We start from the raw sequence: 25,654 nt of genomic DNA on the forward strand, positions 1-25,654 counted from the left end.
CGGGCCGCTTCGGTTGAGACTGAAGGCCGGGACGTCTGTGTTGCAGGCTGGGCTGGAGGTGTCGGGGGCTGTTGTCCGTTGGGTAGTTTCATCGTCACTGATTTGATGTTGGACAAGAGTAATCCGCCGGCGCTTTTGTTATAATACGCCGCGCCGGCAGGTCATGCGCGAACAATGTTCATGGTCGCCGCTGTCACGAATGCACCCGATGCCGTCTTCACGCGCATCGTCCTGGTTACGGGGTCCTGATGTCTGAGCCGTTATTACAGGCTGTCGATCTGCAGTGCGAGCGGGATGAACGGATCCTGTTCCGTGACCTGTCGTTCTCCATACTGCCCGGTACGGTCGCCCGTGTCGAGGGGCCGAACGGCTCCGGCAAGACCACGCTGCTGCGAATGCTGGCCGGCCTGAACGACGCCTGGTCCGGCAATCTGCTCTGGTGCGGCAAGTCCAGGTCTGCCCAGCGGGAAGAATTCATCCGCAATACCCTGTATCTTGGCCACCGGCCTGGCATAAAGCCGTTGCTGACACCGATGGAGAATCTCCGGGCACTGACGGCCGGGCGGCGGCCGCTGCCAGATCCCGTTCTGCGTCAGGCGCTTGATGGCACCGGATTGACCGGGTTCCAGGATGTGCCCTGTCGCAATCTTTCGGCGGGGCAGCAAAGACGGGTTGCCCTGGCGCGCCTGTTGATTGCCGACGAGCCGCTCTGGCTGCTGGATGAAGTTTTTACCGCCATTGATGCCAGCGGTGTCAGCGCCATTGAACAGCTGCTTCAACAACGGGCTGCCGAGGGAGGTGCGGTGGTAGTGACGACCCATCACGATCTCAGATTGCCCGGTATGCAACGCATTGTGTTGGGCGGAGGGTCGACCGATGAATGCTGATTGCAGGCCGGCACTGACTTTGCGGCAAGACACCGTCGGTGCGCTGGCGGCAATGCAGACCGTGTTTGCCCGGGATATGAAGGTGGCCTTCCGGCAGCGCCAGGATCTGCTCAATCCGCTGTTGTTTTTTGTCATGGTCGTAACCCTTTTTCCCCTGGGGGTTAGCCCGGAAGTGTCATTTCTGCGGGAGGCCGGGGCCGGTATCCTGTGGGTAGCGGCGTTGCTATCGGTGTTGTTGTCGCTGGACCACCTGTTTCGCCATGATTTTGACGACGGCACGCTCGAGCAACTTGTGCTTCAGCCCCAGCCCCTGTTTCTGCTGGTACTGGCGAAAACAGCGGCGCACTGGGTGTTAACAGGCTTGCCGCTGGTGGTACTAACGCCGGTTTTGGGCGTAATGGTCCATCTTGACGGGAACTCCATCGGAGTTTTGTGTCTAACGCTGCTGATCGGTACACCGGTGCTGAGTCTGATCGGGTCAATCGGCGCGGCGCTGACGCTTGGATTACGGTCGGCAGGGGTGCTCTTGTCCCTGTTGATCATTCCGCTGTACATTCCCGTCCTGATTTTCGGAACAGGTACGGTGGCTTCGGCCGCAGAGGGCGCTCCCGCGGGAGCCTATCTGGCCCTGATGGGCGCGTTTCTGGTGCTGGCACTGACCCTGGCACCCTTTGCATCGGCAGCGGCGCTGCGTATCAGCCTGTTCAACGGGTAAAACAAGGTAACGGTAGGACGGTAACCATCTGATGTGGCAATTTTTTCACAAGCTGGGTTCTCCCAAATGGTTCTTCGGGATTGCAGCCCGGCTGATGCCCTGGCTACTGGCAGGTGGCATCCTGCTGTTGATGGCAGGCATTGTCTGGGGGCTGGCCTATGCTCCCAAGGATTACCTGCAAGGCAACAGCTACCGCATTATTTTCATCCACGTCCCCACGGCCTTTCTCGCCCAGTCGGTCTACGTGATGATGGCGGTGGCGGCTGTCGTCACTCTGGTCTGGCGCATGAAGCTGGCGGATGTATTCGTCAAGTCGGTCGCACCGGTGGGGCTGGTACTGACCTTTCTTTCCCTGTTTACCGGAGCGGTCTGGGGTAAGCCCACCTGGGGTACCTGGTGGGTCTGGGATGCCCGGCTGACCTCGATGCTGATTCTTCTGTTCCTGTACGGTGGTGTCATTGCCCTGGACAGGGCAATCAACGACGAAAAATCCGCGGCGCGGGCTGTATCGGTGCTGGTTCTGGTCGGGGTGGTGAATATACCGATTATCCAGTACTCCGTTGAATGGTGGAATACGTTACATCAGCCGTCGACGTTCAAACTGACTGAAAAGCCGTCCATGCCGGCGGAAATGTGGGTACCGCTGCTCCTTTCGGTACTCGGGCTGTACCTGCTGTTCGGCTGGCTGGCCTGTTTGCGTATGCAGACCGAGATTCTTCTGCGCGAGCAGAGAACGCGCTGGGTTAAAGATTATGTGTTGGCCGGGAGGGGCTGAAGCATGGCATTTGAATCCTTTTCGGCATTTATGGTGATGGAAGGTCACGGGCCCTATGTCTGGGCCTGTTACGCCGTATTTTTCCTGCTGATGATTGGCCTTATGGTATGGTCCCTGCGTCGCCGCAACGCCGCTATTGAGGCCTGCCGTCGCGGTTATGAGTTCCAGGCAGGCCGGCAGGACCAGCAGGCCGCATCGGCTTCGGCAGCGTCCTTCACCCGCGTCAAGGTTTCCCAAGACTGAAAGGCAGATAGCTCATGCATCCAATCCGAAAAAAGCGACTGACAATCGTCCTGTTCCTGCTGGTGGGGCTGGGCATCGCGGTGGGTCTGAGTACCTATGCGCTGCGCCAGAACATCAATCTGTTCTATGACCCCAGCCAGATTTCCGCCGGCGAAGCGCCGGTGGATGTCAGAATCCGGGCCGGTGGAATGGTCGAGGAGGGCTCGGTTCTGCGTGATCCGGACAGCCTGATGGTTGAGTTCAAGGTGACCGACTTCAACGCGTCTGTGCCGGTTCAGTACACCGGTATCCTTCCGGATCTGTTTGCCGAGGGGCAGGGTGTGGTTGCCATGGGCAGGCTGAATGAAAGTGGCCGCTTTGTGGCCGATCAAGTGCTGGCCAAGCACGATGAAAACTATATGCCGCCGGAAGTCGCGGATGCGCTGGAGAAGGCCTCGAAGGGTCGGCATGCAGCCAGTGGCAGTGCGGAAACCGTGTCCTACTAACCGATTTATCTAACAGCCTGGTTTCTGGAGGCCTTTAATGTATCCCGAACTCGGACAGCTTGCACTGATTCTCGCACTGTTGTTGGCAGTGCTTCTATCTGTAGTCCCTTTGGCCGGTTCTTTGACCGGCAGAAACAATCTTCAGGCGTTCGCCAGGCCGCTGGCGTCCGGCGTGTTTGTCTTCGTGGGGCTTGCTTTTGCCGTCTTGACCCATGCCTTCGTGACTGACGACTTTTCGGTGGCCTATGTGGCCAATAACAGTAACAGCCTGTTGCCCTGGTATTACAAGTTCAGCGCTGTTTGGGGCGGTCACGAGGGCTCGCTGCTACTCTGGATACTGATGCTGGCGGGCTGGACGTTGGCGGTCGCTATTTTCAGCCGTCGCCTGCCGGCGGTGATGATCTCCCAGGTGCTCTCGGTGCTGGGCATGGTCTGCGTCGGCTTCCTACTGTTTATCGTGATTACCTCCAATCCGTTCGACCGTTTGTTGCCCAATGTGCCCGCCGATGGCGCAGATCTGAACCCCCTGCTCCAGGATTTCGGGCTGATCGTGCATCCGCCGATGCTCTACATGGGCTATGTCGGCTTTGCCGTTGCTTTCGCTTTTGCCATTGCTGCGCTGATCAATGGCCGCCTCGATGCCGCCTGGGCCCGTTGGTCGCGCCCCTGGACCACGGTTGCCTGGGCCTTTCTCTCTCTGGGTATCGCCCTCGGGAGCTGGTGGGCCTACTACGAGCTGGGCTGGGGCGGCTGGTGGTTCTGGGATCCGGTCGAAAATGCATCGTTGCTGCCCTGGTTGTCGGGGACTGCACTCATGCACTCGCTGGCCGTTACCGAGAAGCGCGGCGTGTTCAAGAGCTGGACCGTACTGCTTGCCATTGTCACCTTTTCACTAAGTCTGCTGGGCGCTTTCCTGGTCCGTTCCGGCGTGCTCACCTCTGTGCATTCTTTTGCGGCGGACCCGGAGCGGGGCACCTTCCTGCTGGGCCTGCTGGCAGTAACGGTGATCGCAAGCCTGGCGCTCTATGCGTTCCGGGCGCCGGTGGTTCACGTCCGGTCGCGCTACGGCTCGTTTTCCCGAGAGGTTTTCCTGCTTCTTAACAACGTACTGTTGGTTTCCGCCACGATTCTGGTGGCGGTCGGCACACTGTATCCGCTGGTTCTTGATTATCTGGAACTGGGCAAACTGTCGATCGGTGAACCGTTCTTCAATCTGACGTTCAGCCCACTGGCCGTCGCAACGGGCCTGTTGCTGGGCGCTGGTATCTTCTCCCGCTGGAAGAAAACCGATGGTGGCTGGCTGGCGCGCAAACTGCTGTGGCCCTTGGCAATCAGCATCGTTGCCACCACGGCGGTCCTGATCGGCTATGGTGGGTTCAAGCCCTGGGCTTTCCTCGGCGTGTTTTCTGCCATGTGGGTAACCGTTGCTACTTTCTGGGATCTCTGGGAAAAATCATCGTCCCGAAAAGGCCGTCTGCACGGCCTCAAGCGGCAGTCCCGCAGCTATTACGGCATGGTGCTCGGGCATCTGGGCCTGGCCATTACCATGGCGGGGGCTACGGTGGTTTCCAACTACGGCATTGAGCGTGATGTTCGCATGGTGCCGGGCGATGTCGCGACCGTCGGCGATTATCATTTTGTATTCAGGGATATCGGCGCGCGCCAGGGCGCTAACTTTACGGCTCAATATGGCACCTTCGATGTCATGTTGGATGGCGAGCGTGTTTCCGTGCTTCATCCCGAGAAGCGCCAATACTCCGTGGGGATGAGCGTCATGACCGAGGCCGATATCGACGCCGGTCTGTTCCGGGACATCTACGTGGCCACTGGTGAGCGCATCACCGACGAGGCTTGGGCCATCCGGCTGCAATACAAGCCGCTTGTTCGCTGGCTCTGGCTGGGCTCGCTGTTTATGGCAGCCGGCGGCTTCCTGGCTATCGCTGATCGCCGCTACCGCATCCGGGAGGGAGCTGACACGAAGGTGCAGACCGATACTGTCGCGCCTGAGCCAGGTTCTGCGACGTCCGCTGGAGTTACCTCATGAAGCGGTTCCTGCTCTTTCTGCCACTGCTGATTGCCCTTGTTGTTGGTGTCGTGCTGTTCGCGGGTATCGGCAAGGATCCGACCAAACTGGAATCGGCTCTGGTTGGCAAACCGGTGCCAGAGTTCAGTCTGAAAGATTTGCACAACGCTGATGTCGTGCTCGATCAGAGCCTGTTTCGTGGCCAGGTCACTCTGCTGAATGTCTGGGGCACTTGGTGCCCCGCCTGCAAGGACGAGCACGACGACCTGATGTGGCTGGCCGAAGAGAAAGGCGTCAACATCATTGGTCTCAACTACAAGGACAACCGCGAGGATGCGCTGTTGTGGCTTGACCGTTTGGGCGACCCTTACCGGAAAATCATCTATGACCCCCGGGGCACACTCGGGTTTGATCTGGGGGTATACGGCGCGCCGGAAACCTTCGTGATTGATGCCGAAGGCGTGGTTCGCTATCGCCATGTGGGTGTGGTCAATAAGGCGGTCTGGGAACAAACGCTGCTGCCTGTGTTCAATGACGCTCAGGGGAATGGCTGATGGTCCGGATCGTTTATTTGATGTTGGTGCTTCTGCTTTCCGGTGCCGCTGCAGCCGAGGTGGCCGACGTATACGATTTTTCGGATCGGGCTCAGGAGCAGCGTTACCAAAACCTGATCGCGGAATTACGCTGCCCGAAATGCCAGAACCAGAACATCGCCGATTCCAACGCGCCTATCTCCAAGGATATGCGCGATGCGGTCTACCGGATGATGAAAGACGGCGCCAGCAACGAGGAGATCGTTGAGTCCTTGGTAGGCCGATTCGGTGAGTTTGTCCGCTACAAGCCGGAATTCGATAGCCGGACCTTTTTACTCTGGGCGACCCCGGCCATTACTGTGCTGGGTGGGCTTCTCGTGGTGGCCGGTGTGGTCATCCGCTCCCGGCGGGCCGGGCCGGAAAGCCCAGCGCTGAGTGCCGAAGAAAAAGCCCGGGTCGACAAAATGCTGGCAGACCGGGACAGATGGTCCTGACGCTGGCTTTACCCGGAATGCCCTGGTCGCCACCTCATTCTTAATTCTGAACCTGTGATTGAAACTCCATGACTGACACTTTCTGGATTGCTGCAACGGTACTGATCATTCTTGCCCTTATGTTTGTGATGTACCCGGTCTTTTTCCATCAGTTGGGTGCGAGAAAACAGACGGATCTGAAAAACCAGAACCTGATGGCCTACCGCTCCCGGATGAAGGAACTCGATAGCGAATACGAGGCCGGTATTCTGGATGACGAGAATTACCGCCAGCTCAAGGGAGAGCTCGCCGGCAGCATGCTGGACGATGTGCCGGAACAGGAACAGGAACAGGAACAGGCGCGGCCTGTAATCCGTGGCCGAAAAAGTGCCATGGCAGTGGCGCTGGTGGCGATTCTTCTGATCCCGGCGGCTACCGTTTACCTATATGAGCGTTGGGGGGCGATGGACCGGGTTGAGCAGTTCATCACCATGGAGGAGATGGGCGCCACCGACGGATTCAGACAGGCCCAGATGATTGAACTGTCAGGACAGCTCCGGGAACGGCTGGAAGCCAGCCCGGATAATCCGGATGGCTGGGCAATGCTGGGGCGCACCTACATGCGACTGGAGCGCTATGATGATGCGGCCTGGGCGTTCAGGCAACTGGCCAACAATGTCAGTGACGATGAGCGGGCAGAAGCCGTCGCTTATGGTCTTTCTGCCCAGGCGCTGTTCTTCGGTAGCCAGGGTGCCATGACGGAAGAGGTCACCGCGGCCATTGAACAGGCTCGTGACCTGAACCCGGATGAAGTCAATGCCCTGGGATTGCTGGGTATCAATGCCTTCAGCCAGGAGAATTACCGGGAAGCCATCGAGTTCTGGGAGCGAATACAAACCGTTGCACCGGACCACCCGCAGATCGCGTCCATACAGGAAGGGATTCGTGAAGCCTACACCCGTCTGGGTGAGGAACCGCCGGCGCGGGTGGCCGAACCTGAAGCATCCGGTGTCGGGGTTACTGTTCGAGTGACGCTCGCCGAGGACTTGCAGGACCAGGTGCCGGCGGATACCACGCTGTTTCTTTTTGCGCGTCAGGCCAATGTCCGGCAGGGGCCTCCGCTGGCCGTTGCGCGGCTGACAGCAGACCAGTTGCCGGTGGAAATTCGCCTGGACGACCGGTATGCGATGTCACCCCAGGCCACCATTTCCAGTGTTGACCAGGTCGTCGTGACGGCCCGTCTCAGTCGTTCCGGCAGTGTCAACGCACAGGCGGGTGACTGGCAGGGCAGCACCGACACGCCCGTGGCGGTAAACGAAAGCCAGGACGCGCCGGTAGCGGTTGTGATCGATCAGCAACTGATCGATTAATCTTCAGGACAGGCCTTTTGGGTAGAGCGGAGGCAGGTCCGCGCTGGTTTGCGACCGCCTGTGCTTCCGGAGCTGCTCAAGAGCCCTTGCCAATGGCCGACCATCCCAGGTGTCGTTCTCGTGGCCGGGCGCAAAGAGCCTGGCCTGGAGCCGTCTGAGTTCCGTTGCCAGTGTCTCGTCGCCAAAATGATCGACAACGTCGGCCGCCGAACGGAAGCCGTGGCCGGGGGCGTGCAGGTTTGCCCATTCCACCAGAAGTTCCGGTGTTACTGCTCTGCCATCCCTCACGGCCTTGATCAGACGGTCGAAGGCAGCATCTTCATGCCTGTCGTCGGTCGAGATCGGCGTGACTGTCTGGCTTTTGCGTGACCACCACCATGCCAACAGGGTGCCGGCCCAGAGAAGCCCCAACACCAGGCTGAGCCACTGCCAGAGCCCGGTTTCGGCCGAGGCGGTTTCAACCGATGCTTCAGTGGCGGCAACGTCCGGTTCCGGGGCCGACTCTACATCAGCGTCTTGCGGCGGTTCGCCGGCGGCAACGGCATTCGGGTCTTTTACGGTCAGTGTTTTCTCCGGTATCACGGCAACACGTTCGCGGTCCGCTTCCGTGTCCCACCAGTGAATGCGAATGGCAGGCAGGGTCATCTGCCCAGCCTCAACAGGCACCAGAGCTACGGACTGGTTCAGTGAGGATGTGAGGCCAGCGGGTGTGGTTTCGGTCTGACGTTCCGGCTCTTCGGGATAACTTCTCAACCCGTCTGGTACGGCATCAGGCAAGGGCGGCAGGGCCTCCGCGGGCAGTCCCGCTGCCGTCAGCCGGATTTCGCGGGTAATGTTTTCGCCGGTGGCGACTTCCAGAGACGGCGGAAGCCCGGACTCTTCAAGCGCTACGCCGGTTGCCGGTAACCACGTTTTACCACTGAATTGTGGTGGTACATCCTTGACCGGCACCTCAAACAGCTCCTCGCTGTCCCGCAGAAAACGGAGGCTACCGGAAGCGTCTCTTGCCTGGCCCTCGAAACGCACTGGAGGAAGGTTGAGGGTCCCCGCTCGCTGGGGGAATAGCGCATACCGGCGTTCCACAACACGGTATCTCACACCGTTGCGATAGCGGGAGAATTCCTGCTGCCGGCCCAGGGATTCAATGATGACATGGGGATGGGTCGGCTCGGACAGCTCTCCACGAATAAGGTTGCCCCGGAAGAAAAGCCGAACGGTCAGAATCAACTGCTCCTGCACATACACTTCATCTTTGTCGGCAGACAGCTCGATAAAGCTGTCGCGGCCGGGTGCGGCCTGATCCGGGGGTGAGCCATCCACCACTTCCACCGTTACCGGCTCTGACACTGCCCCTTTAAAAGTGAGCGCCGGGATGGTCAGCTTGCCGGTGGTTTTGGGTGCGAGCTGGTAGGTCCAGGTAATCTCGCCCACCATCTGGTTGTTCACGGTGCGGATACTGTATTGCTGGTTCTGGGCCAGAATCTCGAAATCCGGTTCCACTTTCTCGATATCCGGCTTGGGCAGGTTGGACATGTCGAAGTCAAACAGGTTGCCCAGGTTGATATCGATCTCCATGCTGCCCTTCACGGTCAGTGTGAGGACCTCACCCTCGTAAAGGCGGGTCCGGTCGGGCTCGACCGTCAGTTGCTGTGACTGTGTCTGTGCCTGGGCCGGCAGCCAGATTACTGTTAAGAGTGCCGTCAGCAGAAAAAGACAGACGGCGGGTGTAATCAGCCGTTTTACCATGGTGTATCGCCCTCATCGGATGGAGTCTGGCGTTGTTCATACTGCTGCAGGAACTTGCGCTGTAATAATCCGCCCGGATTGTCAGGGACGCGCCTGAGCCACTGCTCCTGGCTCTGGGTCAGCGGCGTTTCAGAGATAGGGGCGGGTGCCGGGGACTGGCCGGACGGGGTTTCCTGCTCCCCGGAAGCCTGCTCGGGATCTCCGCGCTCGCCCGCCTGCTGTTGATTCTGTTCAGCCGTCTGGCCGCCTTGCTGATTCTCCGTGTCGGAAGAAGACTCGTTGTTTTCCGGGTTCTGCTGCCGACTGTTCCCCTGACTGCCGGGATTCTCGCTTTCACTGTTTCCGTTCTGGTCCTGACGGTTTTGTTGCTGATTACTGCCGTCGCCCTGGGAGTCCCGGGAATCCTGTTGGTTGTTATCCTGATTGCCGTTCTGGTTCTGCTGTTTTTGATTCAGAAGTTCCTCGACAATTCTCCGGTTGTGAAGGGCGTCTTCCATGTCGGGCGCTGCGTTCAGCGCCGCATCATAGGCAGCCAGGGCCTCTTCCAGTTTTCCGGCACGGGCCAGGGCATTGCCCCGGTTGTAACTGGCACGGGGACCCTGATTGCGCGCAAACGCTTCGGCGGCGCTGTCGAACTTGCCGGAACGATAGAGCGCAGAGCCCCGCCATTCCGGGTCTTCAAGCTGGCGGGCGGCTGATTCCGGGTTGTCCTGAATCAAGGCGGGAGCTCGCTGATCTTCCCTCTGCCAGAGTTCTTCCCAGCTTATGGCGGCTGCCGGCTGCGGCCAGACCGGCAGCAGGATCAAAGCAAGCGCACTGAGAGCCCCCCGGCGCCACCCCACCAAAACCAGCGGCAGCGCGAGCCAGAGCAACCAGTAACCGTCATCCTGCCAGCGATTGACCGTCAGGCCGTCCTCGGAATCCTGCCAGTCGTCACTGTCCCGCGGGCTCAGGTCGAGCGCTTCAATATCGGTGTCGTCCAGGGTCAGCTCATGGCTCTGGCCGCCGCTGCTGCGGGCGAGTGCCGCCAGCGCTTCGGGTTCAGCACGACTGATGACAATGTCGCCGTTCTCCCTTATGAAACCGCGCCGGGCGAGGGGAATGGGGCCTCCGTTCTCGGTGCCGACGACCAGGGTATTGAGCGCGTATCCGGTGCCGGAAAGCGTGTCCCGAATGGTACCTTCGTAGTCGTCATTGATGCTGTCCGTGATTAACAGGATGCGACCTTCGCCCGGTGCGCCTTGTTCCAGCAATGCCTTTGCGCGGGCAACGGCGAGATCGGCCCGGTTGCCTGTCGCCGGCATGATCACCGGGTCCAGCACGTTGAGCATGCCCTCAATCGTACGGCCATCATCGGTCAGCGGTGTCACCACGTGGGCATCGCCGGAAAAGACGAGCAGGCCGGTCAGGCTGCCTTCCCGAAGTTCGAGAATATCCCGGATCTTCCGTTTGGCCCGGGTCAGTCGATCAGGTTCCACGTCCGTTGCCAGCATGGACAGTGAAAGGTCCAGTGCGATCACGAGGCTGTCGCCGGGTTGTTTCAGCGGTGTCGGTGCCTCCCGCCAGGCCGGTCCGGCCAGGGCCAGGGACAGAATGATCAGAGCCAAAGAGGCCGGAACCAGAGGTGACTTGTTCGACTGGCCCGAGCTGCCGTTGTGACGAATCAGGGGCGAGAGCAGGCGGGCCGGAATAAGCCGGGACCATCCGCTGTCGCCCATGCGGAGTTGCCGGAATGCAAGATACAGTATCGGTATCAGCAGGATTAACAGCAGCCAGAGCGGGCGCAGGAAATGGAAGTCAGCCCACATGCGTTTCCTCCTCCTTGCTCCGGCGGGTTTCAGCAACAAGTTCCCGCCCGTGGCGGACGAGGAACAGCGCCAGCCACAGAATGACCGCGAGCCCGGCAGGCCAGACATAGAGCTCGGTTACCGGCCGATAGAACTTGCCTTCAAGCTCGATCGGTTCCAGTCGATCAATGCTCTCGTAGATAAGCTCCAGCTCGGGCAGGCTGCGCGCCCGGAAATACTCCCCGCCGGTCTGCTGGGCCATGCGGGTTAGCAGGTTTTCGTCCAGATCCCTGGATGGGTTGACCCGGCGCGAACCCAGCAGCCCACGCTGGACCATGGACTCGGCGCCAATACCAATGGTGTACAGGCGAATGCTGGCGGCCGCGGCGATTTCGGTAGCTTTGTCTGGGGTGATTTCGCCCGCAGTATTGGCGCCATCAGTCAGCAGGACCACAACGCGCTGATCCTGGGGCCGGTTTCTCAGGCGTTTCGTTGCCAGGCCCACGGCGTCGCCAATGGCCGTGGCGCGCCCGGCCATGCCAAGGCCCGCCTCACGCATCAGGGTTCTGACCGTCTCCAGATCGAAGGTGAGCGGCGCCTGTACGTAGGGCTCGGTGCCGAACAGGATCAGACCTAACCGGTCACCCTGGCGGCGGGAGATAAAGTCATCAAGCACGCGCTTGACCGCCTGCAATCGATTAATACTCCGGCCCTGAAGGACCATATCCTGTTCATCCATGCTGGGGGAGATGTCGACGACCAGCATGAGATCCCGGCCGGAAACGGGCATCTGGACCTGCTCGCCCACATGCTGCGGCCGTGCCAGAGCAACCACCAGAAGCGTCCACATCAGGAACAGCAACAGTTGCTGCCAGAGCGGTACGGCATTGCCACGACGACTGACACCGGGCAGGTCCGACAGCCAGTGGCCAACCGGCAACACGGGCGCGTCGACCGATTGCGCTCCGGGCTTGCGCCATTTGAGAATCAGGGGCAAGAGCACCAGAACCAGAACCAGAGCCCAGGGCCAGGCGAGATTCAGCATTTCTGACCTCCCAGCCACAAACGGGCGAACGCCAGGGCGTCGGCCGGCTTGGTTGAAACCTCAGGTCGCCAGGCACTGTGAACCAGCGCTTCGGCGACCGGTCTGGACGCAACCCGGTCCTTCGGGGCGGTCTTTAACAGGAATTCCACCCAGGCATCGCCGGTCAGCGCTTCCGGGTGCTGTTCCGGGTAGCGCTCGCGGGCGGCCTGCTTCAGCAGGGTGTTCAGTTGTGTGAACCACGCGGGGGTCGTGGCTGCTGATCGTTCCAGTCTGGCGAGTTCGGCCCGAGCGGAGCGGAACCACCGGTTTCTTTGTCTCCGCCGGATAAACAGCCAGACCAGGGCAGCAAGCACAGCAATGAGCAAAATGGCCAATACCCACCAACCTGGCGCCGGAGGCCAGAGGCCCCCTGTTTCAGGCAGGTGAATGTCCCGAAGCTGGCTGAGTGGATCCTGCGGGTTCATCCTATGCGGCCTCCGGGTCCCAGCAGCAATTTGAGGGTCGCTGCGGGGTCATTCGCCGTGGACACTTCTGCCATGGTAACGCCGGAGGTACGGAAACACTCTGCCAGCCGGTGTTCATGGTTGGTGACTTTCTCGTGCCAGGCCTTCTGGAACCGGAGGTTTCCGGCATCGAACCACACCGGTCCGTCCGGGCCGGCCACCGCAAAGCGTCCGCTTTTCGGCAACTCTTTTTCCAATGGATCCACGATCCTCAGGGCGCTAACGCCGTTATGGCGGGCGAGCGCGCCGAGCAGGGTGCCCGTCTCCTCTGAGATATCCAGGAAATCGCTGATCACGAAAATCCGGCTACCGGTATGGGCCACCCTGCGAGCCTCGGTCAGTGCCATGTCCAGGCGGCTCTGGCCGGACGGCTCGTTTTGTTCCGGCCCTCGATTATCCCTTCTTTGCAGTTCATCGAGAGTATCCAGCAGTCGCAGCACTGATTTCTTCCGCCGCGCCGGGCGAAGCACTCTCAGGGCCTCGTCGTTAAAGACAATGCCACCTACCTGATCGCCCGACCAGAGTGCCAGCCAGGCCAGAATGGAGGCGATCTGTGCGCAACGAACCTGCTTGAAGGCGCCGGTACTGGCAAAAAACAGGCTTGGGCCGAGATCGCAAAGAAGAAGAACGGGCCGTTCCCGTTCCTCCTCATAAAGCTTGGTATGGGGCTCCTGACGCCGCGCCGTTACCCGCCAGTCGATGCTACGGATGTCGTCCCCGGGCTGGTACAACCGTACCTCGGCAAACGCCATGCCCCGGCCGCGTTGCGGCGAGCGCTGCAAGCCGGCCTGACGCGTCCGAACCGGGCGGGCAGAGGGCAGTTTCAGTGCCCGTGCGTCTGCCTGCAGGCGGATCAGATCCGGTAGGCCGATGTGCGTTATTGCGTCGGTGTTGCCCATGCCTGACGGCTCCCGTGTCTTGCTTCCGTCGATGGCTTCAGGCGCTCACCGGAACACGTTCGATCAGCCGTTCGATAACCGTGTCAGCGGTCATGCCTTCGGCCTCTGCTTCGAACGTGAGGAGGATGCGGTGTCGTAGCACATCGAAGGCCATGGCTCGGACATCGTCGGGTGTTACGTAATCCCGGCCGTCTAGCCAGGCCAACGCCCGGGCGCAGCGGTCCAGGGCGATGGTGCCACGGGGGCTGGCGCCGAAGGCTGTCCACCGGGCCAGTTCCGGGTCCAGTGCCGCCGGGTCGCGGGTTGCCAGCACCAGGGCCAACAAATATTGCTCTACGGGTTCCGCCATGTAGATGTTCGCGACTTCCGCGCGGGCATCAAACACCTGGTCTGGCGTCAGGCGAAGGTCCGTTTTCGGAAGGCCGTGACGATAATCGTTACGGGCCAGTTGCAGGATGGCCTTCTCCGCTTCCGCCGACGGGTAGTGGATAACCACGTGCATCAGAAAGCGGTCCAGCTGGGCTTCGGGCAGCGGGTAGGTACCTTCCTGCTCAATGGGATTCTGGGTGGCCATCACCAGGAACAGCCGGTCCAGCGGAAACGTGCGCATCCCGACGCTGATCTGGCGTTCACCCATGGCCTCGAGAAGGGCAGACTGCACCTTGGCAGGCGCACGGTTGATTTCATCCGCAAGCACCAGGTTGTGGAAGATGGGGCCGCGCTGGAATTCGAACTGCCCGGTTTCCGGGCGGTAGATTTCACTGCCCATAACGTCTGAGGGCAGCAGGTCTGGCGTAAACTGGATTCTGTGAAAGTCGCCTTCCAGATGGTCGGCAAGCGCCTTGATCGCCGTGGTTTTTGCCAGCCCCGGGGCGCCTTCTACAAGCAGGTGGCCGTCGGCAAGAAGCGCGATCAGCAGACGATCCACCAGTTTTTCCTGCCCGATTATCCGTTTGGCTAACTGTTCCCGTAACTCACCGAACGTATGCTGTAGCGACATTGGAAATGACTGCTCTCTGTATCTGAGGATTTTCCGGAGAAACCCGTATCGTGCGTAGGTAGTTGCCGAAGTTTTGGCGTCTGGCCGGCAAAAATCAAGGGTTTGACTATGCTTATGTGACGATACGCCGATTACGTTTATTTCACACTAACTGAGGTCGACCATGAATGCGCTGACAGTGGCCAGCAAGGATCAATTCTTTGAACAGTTGGCTGACGCTTTCGCTAAGAAGATTTCCAAAACCGAAGCCAAGAAAATCAGCGAATTTGCCAAGCAGCATTATGCTCATATTCCCCTTGAAGAGTTGGTCAGTCGACGATTTGCGGATACCTACGGCGCCGTTCTGGCCGCCTGGCAGTTTCTGCAGAAGCGGTCTGCCGAGGAAACTCCGGTTGCTGTTTTCAACCCCGACCTGGAGAGTGACGGTTGGCAATCGACCCACACCGTTGTTTTTATCCTGCATCCGAACATTCCGTTTCTGATCGATTCCCTGCGCATTGCGATCAACCACCGGGAGATCGGTACCCATTCTATCCAGCACTCGATCCTGCAGGTGAACCGCGACCAGAATGGCAAACTCGAGAAGCTGCACACGTCTAAAAAGAAAGCCTCCGGTTCGGACTACGAGGCGTTCATTGTCCTCGAGATTGATCGGCACAGTAATCCCGAGGATCTCCGTGATCTGGAAGATACCCTGCAGAACGTGCTTCATGAGGTGCGGATCGCTGTCAGCGACTTCCCGGTAGTTACCGAGAAAGTGAACGAGATTCTCGGTGAGCTGGACAACACCACGGCGGGCATTAACGAGGAGCAGAAAGAAGAGGCCAGGGCGTTTCTGGAATGGCTCGCCCGGGACCATTTTACGTTCCTTGGCTACGATGAGTACGACTTTGCCAAGGACAAGAGTGGCATGGTGGTGCGTCGGGTAGAGAATTCCGAACTGGGTATCCTCCGGGTCAATAACGAGCGCCCGGACCGGGTTCGCCTGAACGAACTGCCGCAGCGCACGCGCCACGAGATGACCCGAAGCGATGATATTTTCATCTTCGCCAAATCGGCCCAGCGCTCGCGGGTGCATCGGCCCGCCTACCCGGACTACATCGCAGTCAAGAAATTCAACAGCAAAGGCGAGGTGGTCGGTGAACGGCGGTTCCTGGGCCTTTACACCGCCCGTGTCTATAACGAACGGCCGGACGAGATTCCCCTGCTGCGCCGTAAATTTCAGAGCGTGATGAAACGGTCCGGTTTTCTGCGTGACGACTACGCCGGTAAAGAACTCGAGCAGATCCTGACAGTGTATCCCCGGGACGAACTGTTCCAGATCGAGCAGGACGAGCTGCTCAAGGTGGCCAAAAGTATCCTGTACATCCAGGAGCGTCGCCGGATCGAATTGTTCCTGAGGGAAGACGTTTATGGCCAGTTCGTGACCTGCCTGGCGTTTTTTCCGAGGGACATCTACAACACCGAACTACGGCTGAAAGTCGAGCAGGTGCTGGTTGACCGGTTGGGAGCGGAAGACGTCGAGTTTGTCACCCACTTTTCCGAGTCGGTCCTTGCGCGGGTCCAGTTCACCATTCGGGTACCCCAGGTCGAGAACCGCCAACTGCCCATGGAGGAGATCCGGGAAAAGGTTATCGAGCTTGCCCAGTCCTGGCGTGATGGGTTGTCTGAAGCCCTGAGTGAGGCCTGGGGCGAAGAGCAGGGCAATGAGCTCTATCGCTTGTGGGCGGGCGGTTTTCCGGCCAGCTACACCGATATGTTCTCGCCAAGGCGAGCGGCGATCGATCTGGAGCATATCGCTTCATCGGCGAACAATCATGACCTTGCCATGAGCTTCTACCGGGCTCTGGAAGAAGACGAGAGCACGCTGCATTTCAAGCTTTTCTACCCGGACGAACCGTTGCCGCTTTCCGATGTGATGCCGATCTTCGACAACCTCGGCTTCCGGGTTATCGGCGAACACCCCTTCGAGGTCATCGACCGGCACAACAAAACGGTGTGGATTCACGACTTCACGCTCCAGGCTCACCAGGGGACTGTTGTCGATATTCATCGTATCCGTCCGATCTTTGAGGAGCTGTTCCGCCGGGTGTGGTACGGAGAAGCGGAAAACGACGCCTTCAACCGGATGCTGCTCTCTTCCTACATGAGCTGGCGGGAAATCGCGCTGTTGCGGACCTACGCCCGGTATATGCGCCAGATACGCTTTTCCAACAGTCAGACCTTTATCTCCAACACGCTGGTGAACCACGTTGAACTGACCCGCCTGCTGCTGGAATTTTTCGAAATACGTTTCAATCCGGAGCGTTACCAGAGCCCCGGGAAGAGTGAGGCAGCCCAGCAGAAGCTGGAGATCGAATTCAATGCCGGCCTCGAAGACGTTGAGAATCTGAGTGAAGACCGGGTGCTTCGACTCTACCTGGAGCTCATGCAGGCGACCCTGCGTACCAACTACTATCAAACAGACGAGGCTGGCGGCCCCAAGCCCTACATCAGCGTGAAGTTCGATCCTGCCCGGATCCCGGACATGCCCCTTCCGATGCCGATGTTCGAGATTTTCGTGTACTCGCCGCGCGTCGAAGGCGTACACCTGCGGGGTGGCAAGGTCGCCCGCGGCGGCTTGCGCTGGTCAGACCGGTTTGAGGATTACCGCACCGAGATTCTGGGGCTGGTCAAGGCCCAGCAGGTCAAGAATGCGGTTATCGTGCCGGTCGGCGCCAAAGGTGGCTTTGTGGCCAAGCGCCTGCCGGATCCGTCGGACAGGGAGGCTTTCCAGGCCGAGGGCATCGAAGCCTATAAGACATTTATCCGGGGGTTGCTGGATATCACCGACAATCTGGTGGATGCCGGCATTGCGCCGCCGGAACGGGTGATCCGTCATGACGACGACGACCATTACCTGGTTGTGGCGGCTGACAAGGGTACGGCAACCTTCTCGGACATCGCCAATGGTCTGGCCTCGGAATACGGTTTCTGGATGGGCGATGCCTTCGCCTCCGGCGGAAGCAATGGTTACGACCACAAGAAAATGGGCATCACGGCCCGGGGTGCCTGGGTCTCTGTAGAGCGGCATTTCCGGGAAATGGGCATCAACCCCGGGCTGGATGAGTTCACCGCCATCGGCATTGGCGACATGGGTGGTGATGTCTTCGGCAATGGCATGTTGTGCTCAGAGAAGACCAAGCTGGTCGCTGCTTTCAACCACGTGCATATCTTTGTCGACCCTTCACCGGATCCGGAGAAGAGCTACAAGGAACGTATGCGTCTGTTCGGACTTCCGCGATCCGCCTGGACCGATTACGACAGCAAGCTGATTTCCAAGGGAGGCGGGGTTTTCAGCCGGAATTCGAAATCTATCCCGGTCAGCCCGGAAATGAAGAAACTGCTGGGTATCAAATCGGATCGGGTGCCACCAAACATGCTGATCTCGCATATCCTCAAGGCACAGGTCGACCTGCTCTGGGTCGGTGGCATTGGCACCTATGTGAAGGCCGCCAGTGAATCCCACAGTGATGTGGGCGACAAGGCCAACGACGGTCTGCGGATCAACGGTTCGGATCTTCGCTGCAAGGTGGTCGGTGAGGGCGGCAACCTTGGGCTTACCCAGCTCGGTCGCATTGAGTTTGCGCTCAAGGGCGGACGCCTGAACACGGACTTTATCGACAACTCCGGCGGTGTGGATTGTTCTGACCACGAGGTCAACATGAAGATCCTGCTCAACCGGGCCGTTGCCATGGGTGATCTCACCAACAAGCAGCGCAACATCATGCTTGAGGAGATGACCGATGACGTCGCGGAGTTGGTGCTCAAGAACAACTACCGTCAGACCCAGGCCATCAGTATTGCCAGCGAGGATGCGGCGAGCCGGCTGGAAGAGTATCGCCGGCTGATGAATACCTTTGAGAGCGAGGGCAAGCTCAATCGTGCCCTGGAGTTCCTGCCCGATGACGAGACCCTGTCCGAGCGCAAGCTGGACAAGAAAGGGCTGACCCGGCCGGAACTGTCGGTACTCATTTCCTATGTGAAGGGCGACCTGAAGCAGACCCTGATCGACAGCACCCTGCCTGACGATCCCCTTCTGGCCGGTGAAATGTACAAGGTGTTTCCCAGGGATCTGACCCAGAAATTCTCGAAGGAGCTGGGAGAGCATCAGCTGCGGCGTGAAATCATCGCGACACAGATTGCCAACGACATGGTCAACCACATGGGTATTACCTTTGTGGAGCGTTTGAACCAGTCTACGGGTGCCGATGCCGCCTCTATTGCTCTGGCCTGGATTATCGCCCGTGACGTGTTCCGCATTGATAACTGGTGGGACAGGATTGAAGCCCTGGATTTCCATGTCTCAGCCCAGCTACAGATGGAGCTGATGCAGGACCTGATGCGCCTGATGCGCCGTTCGGTGCGCTGGCTGTTACGCAACCGTCGGGCGGAGCTGAGCATTCAGCACCACATGGAGCGCTTTGCCGACAGCGTCTGGGCGATTACAGCGGGGCTGCCCGAGTATCTTGGTGATCAGGCGAAAACCACCTGGGAGAAACGGCATCAGGCTCTGGTGGATGCCGGGCTGCCATCAGAGCTGGCGTCCGTGGTTTCGGGTACCGGCCACCTGTACTCGTCTCTGGGTATCATCGAGGCCCACGAAGCCTCTGGCATGCCACTGAAGACGGTGGCCAATCTCTACTATGAGCTGGGTGACCGCCTGGATCTGAACTGGTTCGCGAGCGCCATTGCATCGCTGCAGCCCGGCTCACACTGGCAGGCCCTGGCCCGGGAAAGTTTCCGGGAAGATCTCGACTGGCAGCAGCGGGCGCTAACCACCGGTGTCTTGAAGCTGGCAGACAAGCCGGAAGACGTGCCGGCCTGCGTGGAGGCGTGGCTGTCCCGCCATCAGCAGATGATCGACCGCTGGAAATCCATGCTTTCCGAGCTCAAGGGTGTGCGGGAGCCGGAGTACGCCATGTTCTCTGTGGCCCTGCGTGAGTTGCTGGATCTGGCCCAGAGCACCATGCATCAGCCTCATGCGGAGGTGGAAGTGCAGACCAACTGAGTATTGCTTTGGGATGCGTATTCCCGTTCAATCGCCGGACGGGAATCATCAAACGGAGTGGGATAATGGGTCAGCTTGACCATCTTCTGGAAAAAAACCGGGCCTGGGCAGACGGTATCAAGGCCCAGGATCCGCAGTTTTTTACCCGCCTGTCGAATCAGCAGGCACCGGAATACCTGTGGATTGGTTGCGCAGACAGCCGCGTGCCCGCCAACCAGATCGTCGATCTTCTGCCGGGGGAGCTTTTTGTTCACCGGAACGTGGCCAACGTGGTTGTCCACACGGATTTTAACTGTCTGTCGGTACTGCAGTTCGCCATCGAAGTATTGAAGGTCAAACATGTCCTGGTGGTTGGCCACTATGGCTGTGGCGGCGTCAGGGCGGCATTGCTCAATGAAGGATTTGGACTGATCAGCAACTGGCTTCGACACGTTCAGGATGTCCGTGACCGGCATCAGCAAGTACTCGATGCCCTGCCGGGCGTTCAGGATCGGGTCGACCGTCTGTGCGAACTCAACGTGGTTGAGCAGGTGGGGCATGTTTGCCAGAACAGCATTGTTCAGGAAGCCTGGCGGCGGGGTCAGCCGCTCACGGTTCATGGCTTTGTCTACGATGTCTCGGATGGGGTTCTGCGGGATATGGGGTTGTCGGTAGCCTGCGAGGAAGATCGTGAGCGGGTACGGCAGAACAGCATCGATGAGCTGGTTCAGAGGCCGGTACGCTCTGGACGCCAGAAAATCATGCAGTGAAGAATGTAAAATTGCGTCAAAAATTCGTGAAGGGCGTCACTTCCTGACCCTCGGCGTCATCACAGTTGGTCACCTCCTGCTTTGCTAGAGTAGATACTGCAGTAAGCGAGGAGTGTGACCATGAAAGAATTGATGCAAAAAGCCCTGACAGTTCTGAACCAGAGGAAAGATGCCACGGCCAGCGCGGAGTCACGGGGTCGGGGGCGGAAATCGTCTGATGCCGGTCAGGCTGAGGACTGGGGTATGTCACCGGAGGACGCCCTGAGGGTTGGAACGGTTGCCCGTTACAAGTGATTGAAGATTTGATGGTATTTCCTCTCTGAAGGCCCTCCGGTCTCCGTCTTTCAAGGGAGACGCGAGGGCTCATTCCGGTTAGCATATCCCGTCTTTGAACTACCCACTCGGGATAAGCCCATCAATGTCATTGCCCAATTCCCATGAAGTCCTGTTGCGAAACCGCCACCTTGTGCAGGGGAGGCTGGCCCTTTTGGGCGTATCCGCTGGTGAGCTGCTGACGGATTTGCCCGCTGGCGGTATGGCAATGAGTGAGCATGCCGGTGTGTGTGCCTCACTCAGCGGGCGCGACGGCTGGCAGATCTGTTTTGGCTACGACGATCCTGCTCTGGCTGCCGATACCTTTGACACACTCGTGGTTTTTCTTCCCAAGGCCCGGGCGGAGCTTGACCTGCGTCTTGCCCTGGCACGCTGGCTGGCAGCACCCCGCGCTCGACTGGTGCTGGTAGGTGAGAAGAAAGAAGGCATTGCCGGGGCCGTGAAACAACTCAAGGCCGTGGCGCCGCAGGCTACCAAGACCGATAGCGCCCGGCATTGCCAGGTCTGGTGTGCTGAGAATATCGAACCTCTTCCAGAATTCTCGCTTCGGGAGTGGATGACCTGGACCGGGATTGACTGCCAGTCGGTTCACCTGGATGTTGCCGGACTGCCCGGTATTTTCAGTCTTGGTGAGCTGGACGACGGTACCCGCTTGCTGATGGAAACGCTGGACAGGGCGCCTCTGCGGTCTGGCCCGGTTCTGGATTTTGCCTGTGGTGCGGGTGTCCTCGGTGCCTGGCTCCATCGCTGGCAAGAGCGGCAGGACCTTCCCCGGCTGACGATCGACGGGATTGATGTTCAGTCCCAGGCCGTTATCTGTGCAAGGGCCACCTATGAGCGCAATGGCGTTTCCGGGCGGATCATGGCTTCGGACGGCCTTCCGGGCATCGAGGGTTCATGGCCCGTTATTCTCAGTAATCCACCCTTTCACTCTGGTGTCAGAACAGACCTGTCGATGACTGAGCGTTTTCTTCGGGAGGTAGTGCGCCATCTGGCGCCGGGTGGTGAGGTGCGCCTGGTGGCGAACAGTTTTCTGCCCTACGAGCCATTGATGAAGCGCTGTATCGGCCCGGTTGAACGATTGCGGGAGAATCAGCGTTTTACCGTTTATCGCGCTTTTCGACGTTCCTGAACGAAAAAAGCCCCTGGGGTGAGGGGCAAGAGGTTCGCGTCCAGAACAACGGAGCCAACCGGAAAAGGGATGTTCAGCGTGAACACCTTCCACGTTAGGGTTAATTTCTAGAATAAACAGCCTAGAATGGCGCTTTTGTGACAAAAGGCCTCCAGCATGCCCGAAATGACAACCGCCCAACTTGATTTCTCCGGAGGCTCACTGATTCTTGCCCGGCCAGGCACTGGTGATCCGACGCTGAGGGCATGGGATGCGGCGGACGAGCTTCTGCTTGAGGAAGCCATTTGCGCGGCGGCAGCCCTGGGTGAGCCCCGTGTTCTGGTGGTGGATGATCAGTTCGGGGCTCTTTCACTGGGGCTGGCAGCGCTCTCTCCGACCGTGGTGGCCGACAGTGCTGTGTTGCCAGCTGCCCTGGCACATAATGCTTCTTTGAATCCGGAAGTCACGCCACCTGAATCTGTTTTCAGCTGGATTAATGCGCCCGAGGGCCCGTTTGACCTGGTGGTATTGAGAATACCCCGCCAGGCCGACTATCTGGCCTGGTTGCTGCGCTGGCTCAATCGCGTGATGGCGGATTCCGGCGTGTTGCTGGCAGGCGGCATGATCAAGCATCTACCGGCAAGAAGCGTTGATGTGTTCGCCGAAGCTGTACGGACAGAGCAGGTGCTGCCGGCGCGAAAGAAAGCGCGGGTGATTCGATGTAACAGGGGCGCTGCGACTCTCGCGGATTGGTCAGCGACCTGGAAAGGTTACCGATTGGGCGACCGAAAAGGTGATGTGGGCATAGAGGCATTGCCGGCGGTGTTTGCCCGGGAAAAGCTGGATATCGGCACCCGCCTGATGTTGCCACATGTGGTCAACGAGGTGTCGACGGCCAGGGCTGGCGATTCGGTGCTTGATCTGGCCTGCGGTAACGGCGTATTGGGCCTGGCGGCGCTGTCGGAGCGACGGGATCTGCAGTTGGTTTTCAGCGATGTTTCAAGCCAGGCCGTGCTCAGTGCCCGTCGTAATGTTGAAAAAGCCTTTCCGGATGCCAAAGCCGCTTTCTCCCAACGCGATGGTATTGAGTCCGATCCGGGAGCCTTTGATCTGATACTACTGAACCCGCCGTTCCACGAGGGTGGTGTGGTCGGTGATCACATCGCACTTCGGTTATTCGAGCAGGCGTCGCAACACCTGAGGCCGGGCGGTCGCCTGCTCCTGGTAGGAAATCGACACCTTGGCTATCACCGAAGCCTGCGCCGGTACTTTTCGTCAGTGGAGCAGCTGGACGCCAGCCCCAAGTTCGTGGTGTTTCGGGCTGGCAACCGCTGAATAACCTGTCAGATTACAATGTTGGCGCCGGGCGGTCATACCCGAGCCGGGCCAGGGTATCCACGATGGTCTGGGTCTGGCTGTCTATTTCAATATTCACCCGCTGGCCCTCTTCACAGGACCCAAAGGTTGTGGCCCGCAGCGTCTCCGGGATCAGATGGATGTTGAACCGGTTGCCCCGTACCTCGCCAATAGTCAGGCTGGCGCCATTGATGGCGATGTAGCCTTTGGGGAAGATGTAGCGGGCCCATTCCTCGGGCACCTCAAACCATAGCGTGACGTTGTTTTCCGTACGCCGTATTTCGACAATGTTGGCCGCCGTATGTATATGGCCAGAAAGCAGGTGGCCACCAATTTCATCCCCAATGCGGGCGGCGCGCTCGAAATTCACCTGGTCCCCGGTAGTCAGCTCACCCAGCGTGGTAAGTCTCAGGGTTTCCTGCATGGCATCGAAATAGAGCACGCTGTCTTCCTGGCGTGTGACGGTCAGGCAGGTTCCGTTGATTGCCACCGAGGCGCCGATGGAAACGCCATCTGCCTTTTCTGCGGGGAGGCGAATGGCAAAAGTGCTGAGCCCGGGCTCTGCGGTGACGTCTTCAATGGTTGCAATGCCCTGGACAATGCCTGTGAACATAAGCCTGACCTCATTCAATGTGGTATGGGGCGCCTTTCCGGCAGGTGCGCCAAGGATAGCGAGCGGGCTGACTGATGCCAAGGCCCGACTGATGTCGGTATACCGGGGTAAACATTCAAGTATCCTGCATCATGGTCGATACCCTTCATAACCCCTGAATTCGGACAATCTGCCATGGCTGAAAATCAGAGTAAGGCCGCCACCCGGGCAAACAGTCCGGCGCAGGCCCCCGTGCTGCGCCCTGGTCGGGCGGCCGATCCTGTGCCCGCACCCGTGGAGGCGGGAAGCCAGCCTTCTGCGCCGGCTGCAGGTGCGGATGCCGCAAAAGGCGCGGAAACGCTGCCCGTTGATCAGGCGCCGGATACCGCAACCGGGTCCGAAGAAGCCTCGGGCGGTGATCAGCATCGGGACGCTGGTAGCAGCAAGCCCGAGAGGATTCTGGCGGAATCCCGGCAACGCAAACTCCGGTTGATGCTTCGTCAATGCGACCGGGTGCTGCTGATGGACTTTGAGCTGCTGGCGATGAACGGTTGGCCGGACAACTTTACGATGGCCGAGGCGCGTCGGGGCCGAGACCTCTGGTTATTCAGTGCCTTGATTGCGGCAGCCATCTTTCTGAGTGGGCTGACCGGGTTTGTGCCAGCCTGGATTGCAGGCGGCGGTTTCGGTGCGTTTGTGATCATCCTGCTGCTCGGGATTCCGGCGGTGCGCCGAATCTACACAACAAAACCTTCCTATCTTGATCTGCTTATGACCCGGCAGCGGATGCTCCGCGAGGCAAGGCAGCACGTTGCCCACCTGGAGGGCTCTGATGGCCTTATCTGGCAATGTGCCAGGATGTCGGATTTTAACCCTGCGCTGAAGAACACGCGTTTTGGCCACCTGTTGCGACTGTCGGAGAACCGGGTCCTGGCACGCCAGTTGACTCGCCGGGAGCACGTGCGCCTTTACCTGATTTACCTGCTGGAGGCAGAGAAGGCGTACAGCCGTGTTCAGAAAGCCTTTTTCGAGGGTAATCAGGAAGCGATTGATCAGGGGTGGGAAGAAGTCGCCGCAGAGCCTGAGCCGAGAACTTGACACAGATGCGCTTCAAACGTATGTTTCAAACAGACGTTTGCTAGAGGCATTGATAACAAAATGGCGCAGTCTGATACCGTTGACCGGATTCTCGATGCAGCCGAAGAGCTGTTCGCCGACCGGGGTTTTTCGGAAACCTCGCTCCGAATGATTACCAGTAAGGCTAAAGTAAATCTGGCCGCTGTCAATTACCACTTTGGTTCAAAGAACGCACTGATTCATGCGGTGTTTGCGCGCTTTCTGACACCGTTTTCCGCCACACTGGAAAACGCGTTCGATGAGCTGGAAGAGCGGTGCAGCGGTAAGCCTCCAACCTTGAATCAGACGCTCTGGGCGCTTACCGAGAGTGCGGTGCGTATGCCCCAGCGTAACGAAAAGGGTATCTCGATCTTCATGCGCCTGCTTGGGCTTGCCTATACCCAGTCACAGGGCCATCTGCGCAAGTTCCTTGAGCAAGAGTACAGCGAGCCCTTCAGCCGGTTCATGCGCCTGCTCAAGGAAGCAACGCCTCAGCTTTCCTCGGTGGATCGCTACTGGCGTATCCAGTTCATGCTGGGGGCAACGGCGTTTACCATGTCCAGCAGCGATGCGCTTCGCGATATTCTTCAGAACAAGTTGGGCGTGGAAACCACCGTCCAGGAAATTGCTGCCCGCCTGGTGCCTTTCCTGGCAGCCGGCATGCAGGCCGAAGACGCCATGCTGATCCCGCCAGCTGGCAGCAAGGTCTCGGTTGCCTGAATTCCTCTCTCTCGGTTAGGCTTCCCTCTTAACCTCCAAGGGAGCCTGGCCGGTTTTGACGCACCCCGCATCTGTTCGAATCGATATTGACCTGACCCTTCAGCGCCTGCAGCTGAAAAGCGAAGGCGGAGAGATTGTTGCCA

Annotated in this window: 23 protein-coding genes; 16 read left to right on the plus strand and 7 right to left on the minus strand. The window is 59.2% G+C overall.

The window, feature by feature from the left end; all coding sequences use genetic code 11:
• Nucleotides 1-248: 248 nt before the first annotated feature.
• From ccmA to ccmI, 9 genes are all read left to right on the plus strand, one after another.
• Nucleotides 249-887, plus strand: coding sequence for a cytochrome c biogenesis heme-transporting ATPase CcmA (gene ccmA / locus KYE_RS10615; RefSeq protein WP_008173101.1), 639 nt, complete (start codon nucleotides 249-251; stop codon nucleotides 885-887).
• Nucleotides 877-1,602 (plus strand): heme exporter protein CcmB, encoded by a 726-nt coding sequence (ccmB, locus tag KYE_RS10620; RefSeq protein WP_008173102.1) that lies wholly within the window; start codon nucleotides 877-879, stop codon nucleotides 1,600-1,602. The genes ccmA and ccmB overlap by 11 nt, the downstream gene beginning before the upstream one ends.
• Before the next feature lie 31 nt (nucleotides 1,603-1,633).
• The gene (ccmC, locus tag KYE_RS10625; protein WP_008173103.1) at nucleotides 1,634-2,377 is read left to right on the plus strand and encodes a heme ABC transporter permease CcmC; all 744 of its coding nucleotides are present in this window, start codon (nucleotides 1,634-1,636) and stop codon (nucleotides 2,375-2,377) included.
• A 3-nt stretch (nucleotides 2,378-2,380) separates the two neighbouring features.
• The gene (ccmD, locus tag KYE_RS10630) at nucleotides 2,381-2,620 is read left to right on the plus strand and encodes a heme exporter protein CcmD (RefSeq protein ID WP_008173104.1); all 240 of its coding nucleotides are present in this window, start codon (nucleotides 2,381-2,383) and stop codon (nucleotides 2,618-2,620) included.
• A gap of 14 nt (nucleotides 2,621-2,634) precedes the next feature.
• Nucleotides 2,635-3,105 carry a cytochrome c maturation protein CcmE gene (ccmE, locus tag KYE_RS10635; RefSeq protein WP_008173105.1) on the plus strand — a complete coding sequence of 157 codons (471 nt, stop codon included), beginning with the start codon at nucleotides 2,635-2,637 and terminating at the stop codon, nucleotides 3,103-3,105.
• Nucleotides 3,106-3,142: 37 nt separating this feature from the next.
• Nucleotides 3,143-5,149: a heme lyase CcmF/NrfE family subunit gene (locus KYE_RS10640; protein ID WP_008173106.1), complete on the plus strand. Its 2,007-nt coding sequence runs from the start codon at nucleotides 3,143-3,145 to the stop codon at nucleotides 5,147-5,149.
• Complete coding sequence (locus tag KYE_RS10645) at nucleotides 5,146-5,682, plus strand: DsbE family thiol:disulfide interchange protein (protein WP_008173107.1); 537 nt, start codon at nucleotides 5,146-5,148, stop codon at nucleotides 5,680-5,682. Before KYE_RS10640 ends, KYE_RS10645 begins: the two co-directional genes overlap by 4 nt.
• Nucleotides 5,682-6,155 (plus strand): cytochrome c-type biogenesis protein, encoded by a 474-nt coding sequence (locus KYE_RS10650; protein ID WP_008173108.1) that lies wholly within the window; start codon nucleotides 5,682-5,684, stop codon nucleotides 6,153-6,155. Before KYE_RS10645 ends, KYE_RS10650 begins: the two co-directional genes overlap by 1 nt.
• 68 nt (nucleotides 6,156-6,223) lie before the next feature.
• Nucleotides 6,224-7,504 carry a c-type cytochrome biogenesis protein CcmI gene (gene ccmI / locus KYE_RS10655; protein WP_008173109.1) on the plus strand — a complete coding sequence of 427 codons (1,281 nt, stop codon included), beginning with the start codon at nucleotides 6,224-6,226 and terminating at the stop codon, nucleotides 7,502-7,504.
• A 3-nt stretch (nucleotides 7,505-7,507) separates the two neighbouring features.
• Here the strand turns inward: ccmI and KYE_RS10660 are convergent, their stop codons facing one another.
• Genes KYE_RS10660 through KYE_RS10685 form a run of 6 tightly spaced genes read right to left on the minus strand, consistent with a single transcriptional unit; the run spans nucleotide 7,508 to nucleotide 14,484 of the window.
• A complete protein-coding gene (locus KYE_RS10660) occupies nucleotides 7,508-9,250 on the minus strand; it encodes a BatD family protein (RefSeq protein ID WP_008173110.1) in 1,743 nt (580 codons plus the stop codon).
• Entirely contained in the window at nucleotides 9,244-11,058 is a 1,815-nt protein-coding gene (locus KYE_RS10665) for a vWA domain-containing protein (protein ID WP_008173116.1), read from the minus strand. The genes KYE_RS10660 and KYE_RS10665 overlap by 7 nt, the downstream gene beginning before the upstream one ends.
• Entirely contained in the window at nucleotides 11,048-12,082 is a 1,035-nt protein-coding gene (locus tag KYE_RS10670; protein ID WP_008173118.1) for a vWA domain-containing protein, read from the minus strand. Before KYE_RS10670 ends, KYE_RS10665 begins: the two co-directional genes overlap by 11 nt.
• Nucleotides 12,076-12,546, minus strand: a complete 471-nt coding sequence (locus KYE_RS10675; protein ID WP_008173120.1) for a DUF4381 domain-containing protein — start codon at nucleotides 12,544-12,546, stop codon at nucleotides 12,076-12,078. Before KYE_RS10675 ends, KYE_RS10670 begins: the two co-directional genes overlap by 7 nt.
• Nucleotides 12,543-13,484: a DUF58 domain-containing protein gene (locus tag KYE_RS10680; RefSeq protein WP_008173122.1), complete on the minus strand. Its 942-nt coding sequence runs from the start codon at nucleotides 13,482-13,484 to the stop codon at nucleotides 12,543-12,545. Before KYE_RS10680 ends, KYE_RS10675 begins: the two co-directional genes overlap by 4 nt.
• A 37-nt stretch (nucleotides 13,485-13,521) precedes the next feature.
• Nucleotides 13,522-14,484 (minus strand): AAA family ATPase, encoded by a 963-nt coding sequence (locus tag KYE_RS10685; RefSeq protein ID WP_008173123.1) that lies wholly within the window; start codon nucleotides 14,482-14,484, stop codon nucleotides 13,522-13,524.
• Nucleotides 14,485-14,647: 163 nt separating this feature from the next.
• On the opposite strand from KYE_RS10685, the gene KYE_RS10690 reads away from it, so the two are divergent.
• The 5 genes from KYE_RS10690 (at nucleotide 14,648) to KYE_RS10705 (ending at nucleotide 23,062) form a co-directional block, all read left to right on the plus strand.
• Nucleotides 14,648-19,534 (plus strand): NAD-glutamate dehydrogenase, encoded by a 4,887-nt coding sequence (locus KYE_RS10690; protein WP_008173124.1) that lies wholly within the window; start codon nucleotides 14,648-14,650, stop codon nucleotides 19,532-19,534.
• Nucleotides 19,535-19,599: 65 nt separating this feature from the next.
• Complete coding sequence (can, locus tag KYE_RS10695) at nucleotides 19,600-20,283, plus strand: carbonate dehydratase (RefSeq protein ID WP_008173125.1); 684 nt, start codon at nucleotides 19,600-19,602, stop codon at nucleotides 20,281-20,283.
• 120 nt (nucleotides 20,284-20,403) lie between these two features.
• Nucleotides 20,404-20,577 carry a hypothetical protein gene (locus KYE_RS21630; RefSeq protein WP_008173126.1) on the plus strand — a complete coding sequence of 58 codons (174 nt, stop codon included), beginning with the start codon at nucleotides 20,404-20,406 and terminating at the stop codon, nucleotides 20,575-20,577.
• A 124-nt stretch (nucleotides 20,578-20,701) separates the two neighbouring features.
• Nucleotides 20,702-21,748 (plus strand): class I SAM-dependent methyltransferase, encoded by a 1,047-nt coding sequence (locus KYE_RS10700; RefSeq protein ID WP_008173127.1) that lies wholly within the window; start codon nucleotides 20,702-20,704, stop codon nucleotides 21,746-21,748.
• A gap of 165 nt (nucleotides 21,749-21,913) precedes the next feature.
• Nucleotides 21,914-23,062 carry a class I SAM-dependent methyltransferase gene (locus KYE_RS10705; RefSeq protein WP_008173128.1) on the plus strand — a complete coding sequence of 383 codons (1,149 nt, stop codon included), beginning with the start codon at nucleotides 21,914-21,916 and terminating at the stop codon, nucleotides 23,060-23,062.
• A gap of 13 nt (nucleotides 23,063-23,075) precedes the next feature.
• Here the strand turns inward: KYE_RS10705 and KYE_RS10710 are convergent, their stop codons facing one another.
• Entirely contained in the window at nucleotides 23,076-23,696 is a 621-nt protein-coding gene (locus KYE_RS10710) for a riboflavin synthase (protein ID WP_008173129.1), read from the minus strand.
• Nucleotides 23,697-23,870: 174 nt separating this feature from the next.
• Here KYE_RS10710 and KYE_RS10715 point away from each other — a divergent pair, with 174 nt between their 5' ends.
• Both KYE_RS10715 and KYE_RS10720 read left to right on the plus strand, forming a co-directional pair.
• Nucleotides 23,871-24,773, plus strand: a complete 903-nt coding sequence (locus KYE_RS10715) for a hypothetical protein (protein ID WP_008173130.1) — start codon at nucleotides 23,871-23,873, stop codon at nucleotides 24,771-24,773.
• 60 nt (nucleotides 24,774-24,833) lie between these two features.
• The gene (locus KYE_RS10720) at nucleotides 24,834-25,511 is read left to right on the plus strand and encodes a TetR/AcrR family transcriptional regulator (RefSeq protein ID WP_008173132.1); all 678 of its coding nucleotides are present in this window, start codon (nucleotides 24,834-24,836) and stop codon (nucleotides 25,509-25,511) included.
• The last annotated feature ends 143 nt before the right edge of the window (nucleotides 25,512-25,654 follow it).

The organism is Marinobacter manganoxydans MnI7-9, assembly GCF_000235625.1.
Taxonomy (GTDB): domain Bacteria; phylum Pseudomonadota; class Gammaproteobacteria; order Pseudomonadales; family Oleiphilaceae; genus Marinobacter; species Marinobacter manganoxydans.

Coding starts and splice junctions, on each gene's coding strand:
- ccmB (WP_008173102.1), top strand. CDS start 877: ATGAATGCTGATTGCAGGCCGGCACTGACTTTGCGGCAAGACACCGTC.
- KYE_RS10680 (WP_008173122.1), bottom strand. CDS start 13,484: ATGGGCAACACCGACGCAATAACGCACATCGGCCTACCGGATCTGATC.
- KYE_RS10700 (WP_008173127.1), top strand. CDS start 20,702: ATGTCATTGCCCAATTCCCATGAAGTCCTGTTGCGAAACCGCCACCTT.
- KYE_RS10670 (WP_008173118.1), bottom strand. CDS start 12,082: ATGCTGAATCTCGCCTGGCCCTGGGCTCTGGTTCTGGTTCTGGTGCTC.
- KYE_RS21630 (WP_008173126.1), top strand. CDS start 20,404: ATGAAAGAATTGATGCAAAAAGCCCTGACAGTTCTGAACCAGAGGAAA.
- ccmI (WP_008173109.1), top strand. CDS start 6,224: ATGACTGACACTTTCTGGATTGCTGCAACGGTACTGATCATTCTTGCC.
- KYE_RS10720 (WP_008173132.1), top strand. CDS start 24,834: ATGGCGCAGTCTGATACCGTTGACCGGATTCTCGATGCAGCCGAAGAG.
- ccmA (WP_008173101.1), top strand. CDS start 249: ATGTCTGAGCCGTTATTACAGGCTGTCGATCTGCAGTGCGAGCGGGAT.
- KYE_RS10640 (WP_008173106.1), top strand. CDS start 3,143: ATGTATCCCGAACTCGGACAGCTTGCACTGATTCTCGCACTGTTGTTG.
- KYE_RS10650 (WP_008173108.1), top strand. CDS start 5,682: ATGGTCCGGATCGTTTATTTGATGTTGGTGCTTCTGCTTTCCGGTGCC.
- can (WP_008173125.1), top strand. CDS start 19,600: ATGGGTCAGCTTGACCATCTTCTGGAAAAAAACCGGGCCTGGGCAGAC.
- KYE_RS10685 (WP_008173123.1), bottom strand. CDS start 14,484: ATGTCGCTACAGCATACGTTCGGTGAGTTACGGGAACAGTTAGCCAAA.
- KYE_RS10710 (WP_008173129.1), bottom strand. CDS start 23,696: ATGTTCACAGGCATTGTCCAGGGCATTGCAACCATTGAAGACGTCACC.
- KYE_RS10675 (WP_008173120.1), bottom strand. CDS start 12,546: ATGAACCCGCAGGATCCACTCAGCCAGCTTCGGGACATTCACCTGCCT.
- KYE_RS10665 (WP_008173116.1), bottom strand. CDS start 11,058: ATGTGGGCTGACTTCCATTTCCTGCGCCCGCTCTGGCTGCTGTTAATC.
- KYE_RS10660 (WP_008173110.1), bottom strand. CDS start 9,250: ATGGTAAAACGGCTGATTACACCCGCCGTCTGTCTTTTTCTGCTGACG.
- KYE_RS10645 (WP_008173107.1), top strand. CDS start 5,146: ATGAAGCGGTTCCTGCTCTTTCTGCCACTGCTGATTGCCCTTGTTGTT.
- ccmE (WP_008173105.1), top strand. CDS start 2,635: ATGCATCCAATCCGAAAAAAGCGACTGACAATCGTCCTGTTCCTGCTG.
- ccmD (WP_008173104.1), top strand. CDS start 2,381: ATGGCATTTGAATCCTTTTCGGCATTTATGGTGATGGAAGGTCACGGG.
- KYE_RS10705 (WP_008173128.1), top strand. CDS start 21,914: ATGACAACCGCCCAACTTGATTTCTCCGGAGGCTCACTGATTCTTGCC.
- KYE_RS10715 (WP_008173130.1), top strand. CDS start 23,871: ATGGCTGAAAATCAGAGTAAGGCCGCCACCCGGGCAAACAGTCCGGCG.
- ccmC (WP_008173103.1), top strand. CDS start 1,634: ATGTGGCAATTTTTTCACAAGCTGGGTTCTCCCAAATGGTTCTTCGGG.
- KYE_RS10690 (WP_008173124.1), top strand. CDS start 14,648: ATGAATGCGCTGACAGTGGCCAGCAAGGATCAATTCTTTGAACAGTTG.